This is a genomic window from Pantoea sp. Ap-967 (genome assembly GCF_011752565.1).
In the GTDB taxonomy this organism is placed as follows: domain Bacteria; phylum Pseudomonadota; class Gammaproteobacteria; order Pseudomonadales; family Pseudomonadaceae; genus Aquipseudomonas.
Window position 1 is genome coordinate 1 of sequence record NZ_VWXK01000016.1, and the last position, 17,231, is coordinate 17,231.

Genomic DNA, 17,231 nt, shown 5'->3' on the forward strand with positions numbered 1-17,231 from the left:
TCGCCGGCCGCGGAAAAGCACGCCAGCGAAGCGGAAACCACGGTGCGGGTCGACACCGCCCGCCTGGACGAGATCATGAACATGGTCGGCGAGCTGGTGCTGGTGCGTAACCGCCTGGTGCGCCTGGGCCTGAACAGCGGCGACGAGGCCATGTCCAAGGCCGTGTCCAACCTCGACGTGGTGACCGCCGACCTGCAGACCGCGGTGATGAAAACCCGCATGCAGCCGATCAAGAAAGTCTTTGGTCGCTTCCCACGCCTGGTCCGCGACCTGGCGCGCCAGTTGAAGAAAGAAATCAACCTGGAGCTGGTGGGCGAAGAAACCGACCTGGACAAAAACCTGGTCGAGGCCCTGGCCGACCCGCTGGTGCACTTGGTGCGCAACGCCGTCGACCACGGCGTGGAAATGCCCGATGAGCGCGAAGCCTCTGGCAAGGCGCGTACCGGCCGCGTGGTGCTCTCGGCCGAGCAGGAAGGCGACCACATCCTGCTGTCGATTTCCGATGATGGCAAGGGCATGGACCCGAACATCCTGCGCGCCAAGGCCGTGGAAAAGGGCCTGATGGACAAGGACGCTGCCGAGCGCCTGAGCGAGTCGGACTGCTACAACCTGATCTTCGCCCCAGGCTTCTCGACCAAGACCGAGATTTCCGACGTGTCTGGCCGTGGCGTGGGCATGGACGTGGTGAAAACCAAGATTTCCCAGCTCAACGGCTCGATCAACATCTTCTCGGCCAAGGGCCAGGGTTCGAAGATCGTCATCAAGGTGCCGCTGACCCTGGCGATCATGCCAACCCTGATGGTGATGCTGGGCAACCAGGCGTTCGCCTTCCCGCTGGTCAACGTCAACGAAATCTTCCACCTCGACCTGTCGCGCACCAACGTGGTGGACGGCCAGGAAGTGGTGATCGTGCGCGACAAGGCGCTGCCGTTGTTCTACCTCAAGCGCTGGCTGGTACAGGGCCAGGTGCACGAGGAGCAGCACGAGGGCCATGTGGTGATTCTTTCGGTTGGCACCCAGCGCATCGGCTTCGTGGTCGACCAGTTGGTGGGCCAGGAAGAGGTGGTGATCAAGCCGCTGGGCAAGATGCTGCAGGGCACCCCGGGCATGTCTGGCGCCACCATCACCGGTGACGGGCGCATCGCGCTGATCCTCGACGTGCCGAGCATGCTCAAGCGCTACGCGGCGCGGCGTATCTGATTTTCGGCGGCGCACCCTGGCCGGGGGCGCCGCCTAATGGAGTGTTTATGGCAGTCAAGGTCCTGGTGGTGGATGATTCCGGTTTCTTCCGCCGCCGCGTTTCGGAAATCCTCTCGGCGGATCCGACGATCCAGGTCGTGGGCACCGCAACCAACGGCAGGGAAGCGATCGACCAGGCACTGGCGCTCAAACCCGATGTCATCACCATGGACTACGAAATGCCCATGATGGACGGCATCACCGCAGTGCGCCACATCATGCAGCGCTGCCCGACGCCGGTGTTGATGTTCTCCTCGCTGACCCATGAAGGCGCCCGGGTGACCCTCGATGCGCTGGATGCCGGGGCAGTGGACTACCTGCCGAAGAACTTCGAAGACATCTCGCGCAACCCGGAGAAGGTCAAGCAGTTGCTGTGCGAGAAGGTCCACACCATTTCCCGCAGCAACCGCCGCTTCGGCAGCTATGCCAGCCCCGCGCCGGTGCCTGCGCCAGCGCCCACTGCTGCCCCTGCCAGCCATGCCCCGGCCAGCAGCCTGGCCAGTGCTGCGCCAGCGCGCACTGCCGTGCCTGCCCGGGCACCCGCGCCTGCCGCCGCCCACGCCCCGGCACCCAAGCGCAAGCCCTACAAGCTGGTGGCCATCGGCACTTCCACCGGCGGCCCGGTAGCCCTGCAGCGGGTGCTGACCCAGCTGCCGGCCAGCTTCCCGGCGCCGATCGTGCTGATTCAGCACATGCCGGCGGCGTTCACCAATGCCTTCGCCGAACGCCTCGACAAACTGTGCAAGATCAACGTCAAGGAAGCCGAGGACGGCGATGTGCTGCGCCCTGGCCTGGCCCTGCTGGCCCCAGGTGGCAAGCAGATGATGATCGACGGCCGTGGCACGGTGAAAATCCTGCCCGGCGACGAGCGCCTGAACTACAAGCCGTGCGTGGACATCACCTTCGGCTCGGCGGCCAAGTCGTATGGCGACAAGGTGTTGTCGGTGGTGCTCACCGGCATGGGCGCCGATGGCCGTGAAGGCGCGCGCCTGCTCAAGCAGGGCGGCAGTACCGTGTGGGCCCAGGATGAGGCCAGCTGTGTGATCTACGGCATGCCCATGGCCATCGTCAAAGCCAACCTGGCCGATGCGGTGTACAGCCTGGATGAAATCGGCAAACACCTGGTCGAGGCGTGTGTCTGATGGACGTGCTTAGCCTGATAGGCCTGATTCTGGCCTTCGTCGCCATCGTCGGCGGCAATTTCCTGGAGGGCGGCCACGTTGGCGCCCTGCTCAATGGCCCGGCTGGCCTGATCGTGCTCGGCGGCACCCTGGCGGCGGCGCTGCTGCAGTCGCCGCTGTCGGCGTTCAAGCGTGCGCTGCAGATTCTGCGCTGGATCATCTTCCCGCCGCGGGTGGACCTGGCCGGCGGTATCGACCGGGTGGTCAACTGGAGCCTGGTGGCGCGCAAGGAAGGCCTGCTGGGGCTGGAAGGGGTGGCCGATGCCGAACCCGACCCCTATGCGCGCAAGGGCCTGCAGCTGCTGGTGGACGGTGCTGAGCCGGAGGCGATCCGCAGCATCCTCGAAGTGGACTTCCTGACCCAGGAAAGCCGCGATATCCAGGCTGCCAAGGTGTTCGAGAGCATGGGCGGCTACGCGCCGACCATCGGTATCATCGGCGCGGTGATGGGCCTGATCCACGTGATGGGCAACCTCGCCGACCCGTCGCAGCTGGGCAACGGCATTGCCGTGGCCTTCGTCGCCACCATCTACGGCGTGGCCAGCGCCAACCTGGTGCTGCTGCCCATCGCCAACAAGCTCAAGGCCATTGTCATGCGCCAGTCGCGCTACCGGGAAATGCTGCTCGAAGGCCTGTTGTCGATTGCCGAGGGGGAAAACCCGCGCTCGATCGAACTGAAGCTGCAAGGCTTCATGGAGTAAGCCATGCGCCGCCGTCGTCATGTCGAAGAGCACGAGAATCACGAACGCTGGCTGGTGTCGTACGCCGACTTCATCACCTTGCTGTTCGCGTTTTTCGTGGTCATGTATTCGATTTCCTCGATCAACGAGGGCAAGTACAAGGTGGTTTCGCAGGCGCTGCTGGGGGTGTTCAACGACCCCGAGCGCAGCATGCGGGCGATCCCCATTGGTGATGAGCAGCCGCTGTCGGTCAAGCCGGCCGAGCCGTTGATCAAGGACAGCGAGCAGACCGACGCAGGCCTTGCGCAAACCAATGTCGACCCGCTCAAGACCATCAGCGACGACGTGCGCGATGCCTTTGGCGACCTGATCAACTCCAACCAGATGACCGTGCGCGGCAACGAGTTGTGGGTGGAGATCGAACTCAATTCCTCGTTGCTGTTCGGCAGTGGCGATGCCATGCCCAGTGACAAGGCGTTCAACATCATCGACAAGGTGGGGGAAATCCTCAAGCCGTTCGCCAACCCGGTACATGTCGAAGGCTTCACCGATAACCAGCCGATCCGTACCGCCCAGTACCCGACCAACTGGGAGCTGTCGGCGGCGCGGGCGGCGAGCATCGTGCGCTTGCTGGCGATGGAAGGGGTGAACCCGGCGCGCATGGCCTCGGTGGGCTACGGCGAGTACCAGCCGGTGGCCAGCAACGACACGGCCGATGGCCGTGCGCGCAACAGGCGCGTAGTGCTGGTGATTTCCCGCAACCTTGAGGTGCGCCGCAGCCTGACCGGCTCTGGCACTGCCAATGCCACGCCGGATGCGGCCTTGCGCCGTGCTGGCACACAAAGTGCACCGGCAGCGGGAAGCAGCCCATAAGTCAATTCTCCGTCACTGCGTGTCGCCTGTGCAGGCGCGGGCTTGCCCCGTGAACGGGGCGATGCGGTGGAGGGCACGGGCCACGCCCGTGTTCGCGGGACAAGCCCGCTCCTACAAGGGAGGGGTTAACATTCAATGAGTCATGAGTTGTCCTATGAGAGTCTGGGCAGTAGCCAATCAAAAAGGTGGAGTCGGCAAGACCACCAGCACCATCGCCCTGGCCGGGCTGCTGGCCGAGGCAGGCAAGCGCGTGGTCGTGGTTGACCTCGACCCGCATGGCTCGATGACCAGCTATTTCGGGCACAACCCGGACGTTCTGGAACACAGCTGCTACGACCTGTTCCTGCACAAGGGCAGCGTGCCTGAAGGCCTGCCGGGGCAGCTGCTGCTGCCCACCAGCGACGAGCGTATTTCGCTGCTGCCCTCCAGCACCGCGCTGGCGGTGCTGGAGCGCCAGTCACCGGGGCAGAACGGCCTGGGCCTGGTGATCGCCAAGAGCCTGGCGCAGCTGTGGCAGGATTTCGACTTTGCCTTGATCGACAGCCCGCCGCTGCTGGGTGTGCTGATGGTCAACGCCCTGGCTGCCAGCCAGCAACTGGTGATTCCGGTGCAAACCGAGTTCCTGGCGGTCAAGGGCCTGGAGCGCATGATCGGCACCTTGGGCATGGTCAACCGCTCGCGCCGCCAGGCGTTGCCGTACCAGATCGTGCCGACCCTGTTCGACCGCCGCACCCAGGCCTCGCTGGGCACCCTCAAGGCGTTGCGCGATACCTATGAACACCAGGTGTGGCAAGGCTACATCCCGGTGGATACGCGCCTGCGCGATGCCAGCCGCAACGGTGTCACGCCGTCGCAATTCGATGGCAAGAGCCGCGGCGTGATCGCCTACCGGGCGCTGCTCAAGCACTTGCTCACCTACAAGCCCGCCGCGCAGGTGGTCTCATGAATCAGCCCGTCGGCACCCGGCCGCAACTGGCCCTGCAGTCCTACCTCGATGGTTTGCTGCAGGAAGCCACCGAAGCCGAAGAAAGCCTGCCGCCACCGGCCGCGCCGGCACCCAGCGACGAATTCGCCGCTGCGGTGCGCGAAGAGCAGGCACGCGATGCGCGCCAGGCGGTGCCTGCAGCGGTCGCCCGGCCATTTGCCGAGCCCCAGCGCAAGGTGCTGCCAACCCTGCTGCCGGTAGAAAAGCCGGTGGTGACGGTGGTCGAGGAGGCGGTGGTGGCCGAGGCCAGCATCCCGGTACTGACCGAGGTGGAACCGGTTGCGCCGCTGGTCGATGTGCACCTGCCCGCCGCCAGCGCTGCGCTGCCGCCCACCCCACCGCGCACCATCGATGGCCGCCCGCAGTGGGCGGCCGAGCCGTTCGAATGCCTGCTGTTCGACGTCGCCGGGCTGACCCTGGCGGTGCCGTTGGTGTGCCTGGGCTCGATCTACAGCCTGGAAGGCCAGGAACTGACACCGCTGTTCGGCCAACCCGACTGGTTCCTTGGCATCCTGACCTGCCAGGCCGGCAACCTCAAGGTGCTGGACACGGCGCGCTGGGTGATGCCCGACCGCTACCGCGACGACTTCCGCCAGGGCCTGCATTATGTGATTTCCGTGCAGGGCTACGAGTGGGGGCTGGCGGTGCACCAGGTCAGCCGCTCGCTGCGCCTGGACCCTTCCGAGATCAAGTGGCGCAGCCAGCGGGGCCAACGCCCGTGGCTGGCCGGCACGGTCATTGAACACATGTGTGCGCTGCTGGATGTTGCCGAACTGGCCGAGCTGATTGCCAGCGGTGCGGTCAAGCAGCTGCACGCGAAACAGAAATAACACCGAACACAACCGCCAACGAGCGGATTTAGAGGGCTAGGGGAATGAAAAAGTCGTCTGCGCAAGGTTCTGAAGATCCGATCCTGCAGTGGGTAACCTTCCGTTTGGACAACGAGTCCTACGGCATCAACGTCATGCAGGTGCAGGAAGTGCTGCGCTACACCGAGATCGCCCCGGTGCCGGGAGCGCCGAGCTATGTGCTGGGCATCATCAACCTGCGCGGCAATGTGGTGACGGTGATCGACACCCGTCAGCGCTTTGGCCTGATGCCATCGGATGTGACCGACAACACCCGTATCGTCATCATCGAGGCCGACAAGCAAGTGGTCGGCATCCTGGTCGACAGCGTTGCCGAGGTGGTGTACCTGCGCCAGTCGGAAATCGAAACGGCGCCGAACGTGGGCAACGAAGAGTCGGCCAAGTTCATCCAGGGCGTGTGCAACAAGAACGGCGAGCTGCTGATTCTGGTTGAGCTGGACAAGATGATGACCGAGGAAGAATGGTCCGAGCTGGAGAACATCTGAGTTGATCTTCGAGGCGGCGGTAATTTTCCTGGCCTTGCTGTGGGCCCTCAGCCTGTGGTTCTTCCTCAACTACAGCAAGCGCCAGCGTGAGCTGGCCGCGCAGCAGGCGCTGGGCGATGCCTTGCGCGACCAGCGCATCAAGGATTTGGCCAAGCGCCTGGACGACTACCAGAACGGCAGCGTGCGCATGGGTGAGGCCATCCATGAGCTGCGCACCACCCTGGCGCCGCTGCCGGAGAAGGTCCAGCAGCTGGAGCAGCGCGACCCCAACAGCGTGACCTTCACCCAGGCCGCCAAGCTGGTGGGCATGGGCGCCAGCGTGGCAGAGCTTACCGAAACCTGCGGCCTGACCCAGGCCGAGGCGGAGTTGATGAGCAAGCTGCACCGCAGCGGCTAACCAGGTATACCGAGCGTTTGGCCGGGGCTGCTTTGCAGCCCATCGCGAGCTGCGCTCGCTCCTACCAGGTATACCGCCAATGGGTGAAAACGCACCTCAGGTGTTGGCCCAGGCCGAGGCGGAGTTGATGAGCAAGCTGCATCGCAGCGAATAGCTCGGTATACCAAACGTTTGGTAGGAGCGAGCGTAGCTCGCGATGGGGCGCGCAGCGGCCCCAGGTTTTCAGCTTCGCGGCACAGGATGCCGGGGCGGCTTTGCAGCCCATCGCGAGCTGCGCTCGCTCCTACCAGGTTTACCGCCAATGGGTGAAAACGCACCTCAGGTGTTGGCCCAGGCCGAGGCGGAGTTGATGAGCAAGCTGCGTCGCAGCGACTAGCCGGGTATACCGAGCGGTTGGTAGGAGCGAGCGTAGCTCGCGATGGCGCGCGCAGCGGCCCCAGGTTTTCAGCTTCGCGGCACAGGACGCCGGGGCTGCTTTGCAGCCCATCGCGAGCTGCGCTCGCTCCTACCAGGTTTACCGCCAATGGGTGAAAACGCACCTCAGGTGTTGGCCCAGGCCGAGGCGGAGTTGATGAGCAAGCTGCATCGCAGCGACTAGCCGGGTATACCGAGCGGTTGGTAGGAGCGAGCGTAGCTCGCGATGGGGCGCGCAGCGGCCCCAGGTTTTCAGCTTCGTGGCACAGGACGCCGGGGCTGCTTTGCAGCCCATCGCGAGCTGCGCTCGCTCCTACCAGGTATACCGCGAATGGGTGAAAACGCACCTCAGGTGTTGGCCCAGGCCGAGGCGGAGTTTATGAGCAAGCTGCATCGCAGCGACTAGCCGGGTATACCGAGCGGTTGGTAGGAGCGAGCGTAGCTCGCGATGGGGCGCGCAGCGGCCCCAGGTTTTCAGCTTCGCGGCACAGGATGCCGGGGCTGCTTTGCAGCCCATCGCGAGCTGCGCTCGCTCCTACCAGGTTTACCGCCAATGGGTGAAAACGCACCTCAGGTGTTGGCCCAGGCCGAGGCGGAGTTGATGAGCAAGCTGCATCGCAGCGACTAGCCGGGTATACCGAGCGGTTGGTAGGAGCGAGCGTAGCTCGCGATGGGGCGCGCAGCGGCCCTGGTTTTTCAGCTTCGCGGCACAGGACGCCGGGGCTGCTTTGCAGCCCATCGCGAGCTGCGCTCGCTCCTACCAGGTTTACCGCCAATGGGTGAAAACGCACCTCAGGTGTTGGCCCAGGCCGAGGCGGAGTTGATGAGCAAGCTGCATCGCAGCGACTAGCCGGGTATACCGAGCGGTTGGTAGGAGCGAGCGTAGCTCGCGATGGGGCGCGCAGCGGCCCCAGGTTTTCAGCTTCGCGGCACAGGACGCCGGGGCTGCTTTGCAGCCCATCGCGAGCTGCGCTCGCTCCTACCAGGTTTATCGCCAATGACTGAAAACACGCCTCAGGTCCTGGCCCACGACAGGTTGCCGCCAACCCTGGCAAACCGGTTCAGGGGCGTGAGCGCACGCCAGGCCTGCTCGACCAGGTCGGGGTCGACGAACAGCCAGCTGTTCACCTTCGGCAACAGCCCCAGGTTGAACGCCTGGCGCAGCCGGTACAGATGCCCCAGGCGCTGGTCGACGATGTCGGTCAGCAGCCTTGGCCCGGTCAGCCTGCTCAGTTCGTTGGCATAGCGATAGAACCCGGCCGGGTCGCTGGCAAAGCTGGGCCTGCTGTCGTAGAAGTCCAGCCTGCCTTGGTACCGTGCGTGCATCTCTTCGAGCAGGGCCTTGAGGGTCGGGTTGTTGGCATGGCTGCCGATCAGGCTGTTGTTGAACAGGCAGTTCATCCCCAGTTTTTCATTGGACACCGGCGGCGGTAGCAACAGGCCGTCGGCGGGCGCCAGCAGCGCAACGTCATCGATCGGCTCGCCAGGCCGGCCCAAGGGAACGCCATTGACCACCTGAGGGTACTGGCCAGGCGCCAGGATGCTGTCGTCGACATCCATGTACAGCCCGCCATCATGGTCGAGCATGAAATAGCGCAGGTTGTCGCACGCCGAGGCGAAATTGCTGGCCACCCCCCCGTTGCCATCCACCGCCGCCTGGTACTGGGCATGGTAGCGGCTGGCGCTGAAGGCTTGATAGAACGGCTGGTCTTCCAACGTCAGCACCTGCAAGCCCGGCGCGTGTTCGGCCAGCAGTCGCAGGTTCTGCTCGTAGGCCGGCAAGGTGGCCCGCGACAGGAACAGCCGGTAGGCATATTGGCTGGACTGCAGCCGGGCGGCATTGGTTGCCATGTTGCGAATCAGTGCCGAGCTGATGGCCTTGTCGCCAACCCACAAGCACGAGATGGTCTTGGGGATCGCTTGGCTATCGGCAGCCGTGACCGGGGCCAGTTCGAACGGCAGTTGCAGGTCGACGCCCAGGGCGCGCAGGGTGGCGCTGCGCATTGGGTGAGTGACGGGGCGGTCACGCGCCACCGGGCGCAAGTCCCGGGAGCCTGCGCGGGCGACATACAGGGTTGGGGAAACCTCGTTGGCGTCCCGTGCGATCATGAACGCATCCTGTTGCATGTCGTACACCACCGCCTCGTTGTAGGTATCGATGCTGCTCTCCAGGCGATCTGGCCGGCCATCGTAGCGGGGCGTGCGGATCACCGCGCCGGCGGTAGCTTCGTCGGCGCCGGGCAGGGGCGCGATGTCGTCGGGAATGTGGAAGTAGCGCGCAACCTCCAGGTCCGGTAACCGAGGTGCGCCCACCGGGCTCAGCGGGTAGCCCCATTGGTCGTTGATCCGGCCGGGCAGGATGAAGCCTTCGCTCTTGACCCGGAACAGCTGGCCGACTTGCTCGGCGGCAGTGGGCAGCACCACGGCATTGAGCAGGCCGGCGCTCAGCGTTTCGACGCCTTCGGCCTGCTGCCGGGCATCCTTGCCTTCGATGGCCTGGTCCAGGCCCAGGCCGAACTGGGCGATGCCACCGGCGGCAACGATCACCAGCAGCTCCGGCACGACGATCGCCAGCGGTGCCAGCAGGGTCATGGCCGAATTCAGGTAGCCGCGCCAGCGGGCCTGGGTCACCTCGCTGTCGCGGGTGATGAGGAAATCGGCGTCGGCATAGCTGCGGGCCTTTTGCCGCAGGGCAAGGGCCTGGAACAGGTCGCCGGTGATGGGCGCGCTGTAGTGCGCGGGCCGGTAGTGCACGTATTGGCGCGGTGCCCACGGGCCATCGGTGGTGAACCCGGAGCGCCGGGGCGAACGGTGGTGAATGGCCGGGTAGCTGCCAAGGCCGATCAGGGCCTCGTCCAGGCCGCTGAAGTCCAGCCCATCCGGCCCGTCGGCCTGGGCGAAATAGCCCTTCAGGGCGGCGCGCTTGAGCGGGTCCTGGCATTGCACGGCTACCCAGTCGCGCAGCGCGTCCAGGTGTGCGAACTCGTGCAGGGGCGCGCTGTTGCCAGGCAGGTAGAGCACGACCAGCGGGCTTTCGCCGCTGCTGAGCAGCAGCGCGTCGGTGCTGGCGTAGCCGTAGATGTTCAGGCTGCAGGCCGTGAACCCGCGCACCGTGGTGCCCAGCCCTGCCGCCTGCCAGGCGAGCTGGCGCGCCGCATCGCTCAGGCTGCCTTGCTGCACCTGTTGGTTGCAGGCGGTGATGAAGGCGAGCTTGGCCGACAGGCGATGGCTGCCCAGGTACGCAGCCCAGTAGTCGTCGAGCATCGCCAGGTAACGGTCGTGCAGGTCCAGGTTGCAGATGAAAGCCTGGAAGGCCTCGGCTGGGAGTAGCACGTGGGTACTGGCATCGAGGTTGCCTGCTGGGGTGATGTGGAACAGGCCGTTGTAGACCTGGTGATGGATGCCCGGTTGCCATTGGCTGAACGCGGGCAGGGTGTCCACCAGGGTCACCTTGCCCACGGGGAACGTGCCGGCCCAGGGGCCGGCGAACAGCGCACCGAGCAGGTTGCGGTTGCTTTCGCCCTGCCAGTTGGCCAGCACCGCCTGGGTCAGGGTCATGCGCTCGGTGATGACGGCCAGGTAGCCCTGGGGGCCGTCTGGCTGGTAATGAAGCGTCACCACCTCGACCCGGTCCGGGTCCAGCGGCTGGCCGCGCTCGGCGCTCCAGGCACGGATGGCATTGGCCGCCTCCCGGTCGGGGCGGGGGAAGCCCTTGAGGTGATTGCGAACGTACTGCACGCCGGTGGCGTTGATGTTGAGTGTGCTCATGGTGCGGGCCCGATGGTGAATGAGGCCTGCATGGTTGGCGCAAAGGCACTGGCGCTTGCGGTACTTAACGCAGCGCCTTGGCGTCATTGGTACTGCCAGCTGTGGGCCTGCCCCATCTCCACGAAGCGGTCCAGCGGTGCATGCTCGCGCATCAGCCGGGTCAATTCGCGCAGGTTGATGGCGCTGTGCAGGTCATGCACCGGCGACACCAGCAGGCTGCACAGCTCACGCAGCTGCCTGAGCCAGGGCAGGCGCGTGTCGATCACATCATTGAGCACGCCAGGGCCGGTCAGGCGGTTCAGGCGCTTGGCGTAGGCGTTGAAACCCACCGGGTTGAACACGGCGTCGGGCCGCCCGGTGTAGAACAGTGGGTCTTGCTGGAAGCGCCGCAGGATCTCGTCGGAAATGGCGTCCAGCGTCGGGTTGTTCGGGTGGCTGCCAATCATGCTGCTGTTGTACTTGATGTACAGCCCCAGCTGGTCGCTGGACACCGGCGGTGACAGCAGCAGGCCGTCAGCGGTGGTTTGCAGGGTATGGTTGGCCAGCGGCAGCCGCCCTGGCCCGGCGCCGATGCTGAACAGGCGATCGTCGGCATCCAGGTAGAGCCCGCCGAAATGCTTGAGTACCCGGTAGCGCAGGATATCGCTGGCAGAACTGAAGTTGGTGGCGTGGCTGCCGCTGTCGCCCAGGGCGGCCTGGTACTGGCGAAAATAGGGGGAGCGGGCGAAGTCCTGGTAGAACGCCTCGTCTTCGAGCGGATGCACGCTCAACTGGGGCGCCCGGGCCTGCAGTTGCCGGAGGTTGGCTTGGTACACCCTGGGGTTCTGCCGCGACAGGAACAGCTGGTACTGGTAGTCGGTGCCCTGCACCGCTGCGGCATTGTGCGCCAGGGCATCGAGGAACAGGCCCGAGATCCGCTGGTCGCCTACCCACAGGCTGGAGATGATCCGCGGTATCGGGGTGCGCTCCAGGTTGTCCAGGAAGGCGTAGTCGATGGGCAGGTCCAGCCGGATGCCCAGTTGCTGCAAGGTGGCGATGCGTTGGGCGTCGCTGACGGTACGCTGCAGGTCGGCCAGGTGCACCAGGGCCTGGGAGGCGCCGCTGCCGAACACCCAGCGCTGCGGCGCTGGCAGTTGGTGTTCACTGGCTTTGATGAAACAGTCGCCTTGCAGGTCATACACCACAGGCTCGGTGCGCGTATCGCCTGCCGTTTCGAAGCGGCCTTCGAAGTAGTGGTTCAGCGCTTCATCCACGCGCGTTACCACCGAGGCTGCTTGCACGTTCTGCGGCGCCGGTGCTCGGAAAGCGTACTCCGCTGGCAGCAATTCGAAGGTTTCCACCGGTGTGGCGGAGCCGGCCAGAGGGCCCAGCAGCTCGGCCAGGCGCGGGGCGCGGAGAAAACCTGGCCTGAGGTAACTGAACAGTTGGCTGGCACGGGCGACGCCGGCTGCCAGCGGCGCGGCGTTGAGCAGGCCGAAGGCCTGGTTCTCCAGCCCTTCGACCTGTTCGTCGAGCGTGTGGCCATTGATCGCCTGGTCCAGCCCCAACCCGAACTGGGCCAGGCCGCCGAGCACCAGCACCGGGATCAGTTCAGGCAGTACCAGGGCGAACGGGCCCAGCATGCCCACTGAAATACTCAGGTAGCTTCCCCAGCGGCGTTTGTCGACCTGGTGGTTGGTGACAACGCGGTAGTCCATGTCGTCGTAGCTGCGTTGTTTCTGCTGCTGGGCCAGGTAGTCGAACAGGTCGCCGGTGATCGGTGGGCTGTGGGTCGCAGCGGCATAGTTGACGGTGTCGTCGGGGTTCCACACGCCGCTGCTGGCGAAACCTGGGTGGTCGATGGGCAGGCGGTGGGGGCGCGGGTACAGGCCAAGCCCCTGCAGGGCGGTGCCCAGGCCGCTGTACTGCAGGCCGTCGGGCCAGGTGCTGGGGGAGAAATACTGCTGCAGCCATTGCTGGCGATCGCTGTCCTGGCACTGGCTGGCGAACCAGTGCTTGAGTGCCAGCTCATTGTCGAATTGGTGCAGTGGCGATGAGTTGCCGGGCACGTACAGCAGCACGGCGTTGCTGTCCGGGCCCTGGATGTACAGCAGCGAAGTGCTGACGTAGCCATACACGTTGAGCAGCCGGCACTGCACCTGGGGCGCACCGGGCAGCAGGCCGGCTGCCTGCCAGGCCAGGCGCCGGGCCGGCTCACTGAGGCTGCCCTCGCTCACCTGCTTGTTGCAGGCGCTGATGAAGGCGATCTTCAATGCCCGTGCGTAGCGCTGCAGGCCGTTTCCCCAATAGTTATTCAGCGCTTGCTTGAGACGCCCATGCAGCGCCAGCCCCCACACGTAGCTCTGGAAATCCTCGGCGCGAATGGCCAGGCGTGTGGCGGGGCCGTAGGCCTGGCTTGCGCTACGCCGGTACAGGCCATTGAAGACCATGTAGGGGGCGGAATTGGACCAGGCCGACAGCGGCTCCAGGCGCTCGACCACGGTCACCGCCTGGGGCGGCGCGATGCCGGCCCAGTCGCCGTAGTGAAAGCCGTTGTAGCCGCCGGCAGGTTCCCCTTGCCAGTTGCCCAGCAAGGCTTCCACCAGGTTTACCCGCTGCCTGATTTGCGCATTCAAGCGGTACTGCGCGGGGTCTTCATCCAGGCGGGTGTATTGGTAGTGCAGGGTGACGACGTCGATTTCCAGGGGGGAGAGGGTGATTCCCCGGCTGCCAAGCCAGTCACGCAACAGTGTTTCGGCCAGGGTATCGGGGCGTGGGAAGTCGACCAGGGCGTTGCGCAGCAGCGGCTGGTGCAGGGGGGCAGGGGTGGTCATCGGAGGCGGTCCTGAGCGGTTGGGCCGACCAGCCTATGCCCCTGCCTGGGCCAGGACGTGTTAGTTAAATGCTGCCTGGCAGCGGCAGCACGGTTGGGGTGATGTCGCGTTCAGCCTCGGGTTCGTCGGCGAAGCCGACCGGCACCTTGCCGCGCAGTTGCCAGGCGAAGGCGATGATCTCGGCGATGGTCAGGTACAGCGCTTCGGGAATCTGCTCGCCCAGCTCCAGGCGTGCCAGCAGGCGCACCAGCTCGGCGTTTTCATAAATCGGCACTTCGTGCTCGCGGGCCAGGGCCAGGATGGCCTCGGCCAGCTCGTCGTCGCCCTTGGCGGTGAGGGTAGGGGCCTGCTGGCCATCGTAGCTCAGGGCGATGGCCTGGCGCGGTTGCTTGTCGATCATGCGGTTTCATCCACCCAACGTTGTTCCACCCGCGTGCGCGGGCCCTGTGGCGGAAGGCCGGGGTGGCATTCCAGGTCGCCGACATCCAGGCCGCGGGCCAGCAGGCGCTCGCGCAGGGTGCCGAGCTGGCTGTCGATCAGCCGTGCGGTTTGTTCGCGTTCTGCCCACAACTGGCCAGACAAGCGGCCGTCAAGCAGCTGCGCCTCGACCTGCAGCGGCCCCAGCGGCGCCAGGTCGAAGGCCAGGTCGATGCGCCATAGCGCCTGCAACGGGTCTTGTGCCTCACGCTGGCGTTGCTGGTGTTGCTCGGGGGTTTCCTCGCGCTGCAGCTTCACCTGCAAGGGGATGAAATCCTGGCCGTGGCGGATCGGCACCTCGGTTTGCCAGGTGGTCTGCTGGTTGCCGTTTTCCAGGCTGCCGGATTGTTGCAGGCTGCTCAGGGCGTGGCTCTGCAGGCGCGAAATGGCGGCAGCAGCCAGGCGCAGCAACTGTTGCAGGTCGCCTTCGTGCTCCATTGCCTGGAGCAGCCGCGAGGGCAGCGGGAAGGCCCCAGGCGGGGTGCGCGGGGTGACGCGGTCGAGCATGCCCAGGGCACTGCGGGCCATGGCCGGCAGCGCCTGGGCCAGGGCGGCAGAGGCGACCGCCGGGTTGTTCGGCGCGCTTGCCGAGGCCTGCGCCACCAGCCGTACCAGTTGCGCCTTGAGGTCGGTGACCACGCTGGCGCCCAGCCCGCCCAGCAGCTTTGCCTCCAGGAAAGCGCCGCTGTTGTTCAGCGCCTGGGCCACCGCCTTGCCATCGCTGAGCTGGCGCGCATCGGGCAGGCTGGCCAGCAGATCGCTGGCCGCACTGCGCAGTTCGCCGTTGCCGCCTGGGCTGCTGGCCAGCTGCTGCAGGGCATTGAGCAGGCCGGGCAGGGACGCTTGGCGGCCTTGCTGGGTGAGCAACTGCTGGGCGATGTTCAACTGCTCCTGGCGGCCACTCAGGGGTACGAAGCGCAGCGACTGGTCGCCTTGTACCAGGGCGCTGAGCAAGCTGCCGACCGGCAGTGGGCGCGGGCTGTCGATGGTCAGGGTGGCGCCGGCCTGGGCGCTGTTGAGCAGGTTGACCAGCGAGCGGAAGCTGGCCGCCTGGCCCGGGTTTGGCGCCAGCGCCTGGCTGGTCAGCACCTTGCCCTGCAACAGGGTGCCGACTGGCACTTTGCTGGTGTCCAGTTGAGTCAGGGTGGCGACATTGCTGGCACTGGCCTGCTGCAGCGTGACCGCCAGGCGGTCGGCCTGCGGCTGGCTGAGCGTGAGCTGGCTGCCTTGGGGAAATGGCTGGTTGGCCGTGACCTGAACCTGGGCCTGGCTGCCGTTGGCCTGCAGCACCTGCAGCACCAGTTGGAAGGTGCTGCCGCTCTGGCGCAGGCTCAGCACATCGGCCTGGGCGGTTTCGCCGGGCTTGATCAGGCCGGGCTGCGCCTGGGTCAGGTTCAGCAGTTCACCGGTCAGTTGCGCCTTGATCGCCTGCGGGTTGAGCGCGGTTTGTGCGCCGAGACTATTGATTTCAGTCATGATTGTATACAACCTGTCGAACCCGTCATCTTGCTTGGCGGGGCAGGCATGTATAATGCCGACCGCTCGTCACTGGCCAGTATAACGGCAGCGTGAAGGGCGACTTGAGACACAGGGTTGAGGATTGGCGGCGCCTGCTTCGCGGGGCAAGCACGCTCCTACAGAAAAAATGCCACCTGTAGGAGCGGGCTTGCCCCGCGAAGCAGGCGCCGCCAATCCCAAACCCGACAAAGATAAGGCGAAACCGTGACCCTCCACCTCCAAGCGGCAGGCCTGGCCTGCGAGCGCGACTGGCGCCTGCTGTTCGAGCACCTGGACTTCGAACTGCACCCCGGCGACATGCTGCAGATCAGCGGCCCCAACGGCAGCGGCAAAACCAGCCTGCTGCGCCTGTTGGCCGGGCTGATGCAGCCGACCGCCGGGCAGATCCTGCTGGGCGGCCAGCCGCTGGCCGAGCAGCGCCATGCCCTGGCCAGCATCTTGCTGTGGATCGGTCATGCCGCCGGCATCAAGGACCTGCTCAGCGCCGAGGAAAACCTCGCCTGGCTGTGCGCCTTGCACCGCCCGGCCAGCCGCGAGGCAATCTGGGCGGCCCTGGCGGCGGTGGGCCTGCGCGGTTTCGAGGACGTACCCTGCCATACCTTGTCGGCCGGGCAGCAGCGCCGCGTGGCGCTGGCCAGGCTGTACCTGGACAGCCCGCCGCTGTGGATTCTCGACGAGCCTTTCACCGCCCTCGACAAACAAGGCGTCGCCCAGCTTGAGGCGCACCTGGCGGCCCATTGCGAGCAGGGCGGCACGGTGGTGCTGACCACCCACCACAGCCTGGCGCACCTGCCGTCGGGGTACCGTGAACTGAACCTGGGGCAGTGGGCGGCATGAGCGTGTTCATCCTGTTGCTGCGCCGCGAAGCGCGCCTGCTGTTCCGTCGCCCGGCAGAGCTGGCCAACCCGCTGGTGTTCTTCGCCATCGTGGTGGCGCTGTTCCCGCTGGCGGTCGGCCCGGAAAGCCAATTGTTGCAAACCTTGTCGCCGGGGCTGGTCTGGGTGGCGGCGTTGCTGGCGGTATTGCTGTCGCTCGATGGCCTGTTTCGCAGCGATTTCGAGGACGGCTCGCTGGAGCAGTGGGTGCTTTCGCCCCACCCGCTGGCGCTGCTGGTGCTGGCCAAGGTGCTGGCGCACTGGATTTTTTCCGGCCTTGCCCTGGTATTGTTGGCGCCCTTGCTAGCCTTGATGCTGGGCCTGCCCGGCCATTGCCTGCCGGTGCTGCTCGGTTCGCTGCTGCTCGGCACCCCGGTACTGAGCCTGCTGGGGGCGGTGGGCGCGGCGCTGACGGTCGGTTTGAAACGCGGTGGGTTGCTGCTGGCGTTGCTGATTCTGCCGTTGTATATCCCTGTATTGATCCTGGGCAGTGGTGCGTTGCAGGCGGCGTTGCAGAATATGCCGGCCACCGGCCACTTGCTCTGGCTTGCCAGCCTGACTGCCCTGGCGGTAACCCTGGCACCTTTTGCGATAGCGGCCGGCCTGAAGATCAGCGTCGGCGAATAACGAGTCCTGGGCTTCCAAGCCCGGCCAACA

Annotated in this window: 14 protein-coding genes; 10 read left to right on the forward strand and 4 right to left on the reverse strand. The window is 65.7% G+C overall.

From position 1 onward, the window contains the following. The 8 genes from F3J45_RS17510 to F3J45_RS17545 form a co-directional block, all read left to right on the forward strand. On the forward strand, positions 1 to 1,200 hold a 1,200-nt coding region (locus F3J45_RS17510), incomplete at its 5' end, for a chemotaxis protein CheA (RefSeq protein WP_167065282.1). Between the two features lie 47 nt (positions 1,201 to 1,247). Next, on the forward strand, positions 1,248 to 2,381 hold the full coding sequence (locus tag F3J45_RS17515; protein ID WP_167065285.1) for a chemotaxis response regulator protein-glutamate methylesterase: 1,134 nt from the start codon (positions 1,248 to 1,250) through the stop codon (positions 2,379 to 2,381). Beyond that, complete coding sequence (locus F3J45_RS17520; RefSeq protein ID WP_167065288.1) at positions 2,381 to 3,121, forward strand: flagellar motor protein; 741 nt, start codon at positions 2,381 to 2,383, stop codon at positions 3,119 to 3,121. Before F3J45_RS17515 ends, F3J45_RS17520 begins: the two co-directional genes overlap by 1 nt. A gap of 3 nt (positions 3,122 to 3,124) precedes the next feature. Beyond that, a complete protein-coding gene (motD, locus tag F3J45_RS17525; protein ID WP_167065291.1) occupies positions 3,125 to 3,973 on the forward strand; it encodes a flagellar motor protein MotD in 849 nt (282 codons plus the stop codon). Positions 3,974 to 4,127: 154 nt separating this feature from the next. Then, a complete protein-coding gene (locus F3J45_RS17530) occupies positions 4,128 to 4,919 on the forward strand; it encodes a ParA family protein (protein WP_167065294.1) in 792 nt (263 codons plus the stop codon). Then, positions 4,916 to 5,788, forward strand: a complete 873-nt coding sequence (locus F3J45_RS17535; RefSeq protein ID WP_167065297.1) for a CheW domain-containing protein — start codon at positions 4,916 to 4,918, stop codon at positions 5,786 to 5,788. Before F3J45_RS17530 ends, F3J45_RS17535 begins: the two co-directional genes overlap by 4 nt. Positions 5,789 to 5,832: 44 nt before the next feature. Then, positions 5,833 to 6,312, forward strand: coding sequence for a chemotaxis protein CheW (locus F3J45_RS17540; RefSeq protein WP_016393802.1), 480 nt, complete (start codon positions 5,833 to 5,835; stop codon positions 6,310 to 6,312). 1 nt (position 6,313) lies between these two features. After that, a complete protein-coding gene (locus F3J45_RS17545) occupies positions 6,314 to 6,709 on the forward strand; it encodes a DUF2802 domain-containing protein (protein ID WP_167065299.1) in 396 nt (131 codons plus the stop codon). A 1,428-nt stretch (positions 6,710 to 8,137) separates the two neighbouring features. On the opposite strand, the gene F3J45_RS17550 is transcribed toward F3J45_RS17545, so the two are convergent. From F3J45_RS17550 to F3J45_RS17565, 4 genes are all read right to left on the reverse strand, one after another. Further along, positions 8,138 to 10,891: a dermonecrotic toxin domain-containing protein gene (locus tag F3J45_RS17550; RefSeq protein WP_167065302.1), complete on the reverse strand. Its 2,754-nt coding sequence runs from the start codon at positions 10,889 to 10,891 to the stop codon at positions 8,138 to 8,140. A gap of 83 nt (positions 10,892 to 10,974) precedes the next feature. Continuing rightward, on the reverse strand, positions 10,975 to 13,704 hold the full coding sequence (locus tag F3J45_RS17555) for a dermonecrotic toxin domain-containing protein (RefSeq protein WP_167065305.1): 2,730 nt from the start codon (positions 13,702 to 13,704) through the stop codon (positions 10,975 to 10,977). Between the two features lie 64 nt (positions 13,705 to 13,768). Further along, a complete protein-coding gene (locus F3J45_RS17560) occupies positions 13,769 to 14,104 on the reverse strand; it encodes an EscU/YscU/HrcU family type III secretion system export apparatus switch protein (protein ID WP_167065308.1) in 336 nt (111 codons plus the stop codon). Further along, entirely contained in the window at positions 14,101 to 15,657 is a 1,557-nt protein-coding gene (locus F3J45_RS17565; protein WP_167065311.1) for a flagellar hook-length control protein FliK, read from the reverse strand. The genes F3J45_RS17560 and F3J45_RS17565 overlap by 4 nt, the downstream gene beginning before the upstream one ends. 246 nt (positions 15,658 to 15,903) lie before the next feature. Between F3J45_RS17565 and ccmA the strand changes: the two genes are divergently transcribed. Together ccmA and ccmB are read left to right on the forward strand one after the other, a co-directional pair. Continuing rightward, complete coding sequence (gene ccmA / locus F3J45_RS17570) at positions 15,904 to 16,536, forward strand: cytochrome c biogenesis heme-transporting ATPase CcmA (protein WP_167065314.1); 633 nt, start codon at positions 15,904 to 15,906, stop codon at positions 16,534 to 16,536. Further along, positions 16,533 to 17,201 (forward strand): heme exporter protein CcmB, encoded by a 669-nt coding sequence (ccmB, locus tag F3J45_RS17575; RefSeq protein WP_167065317.1) that lies wholly within the window; start codon positions 16,533 to 16,535, stop codon positions 17,199 to 17,201. The genes ccmA and ccmB overlap by 4 nt, the downstream gene beginning before the upstream one ends. The last annotated feature ends 30 nt before the right edge of the window (positions 17,202 to 17,231 follow it).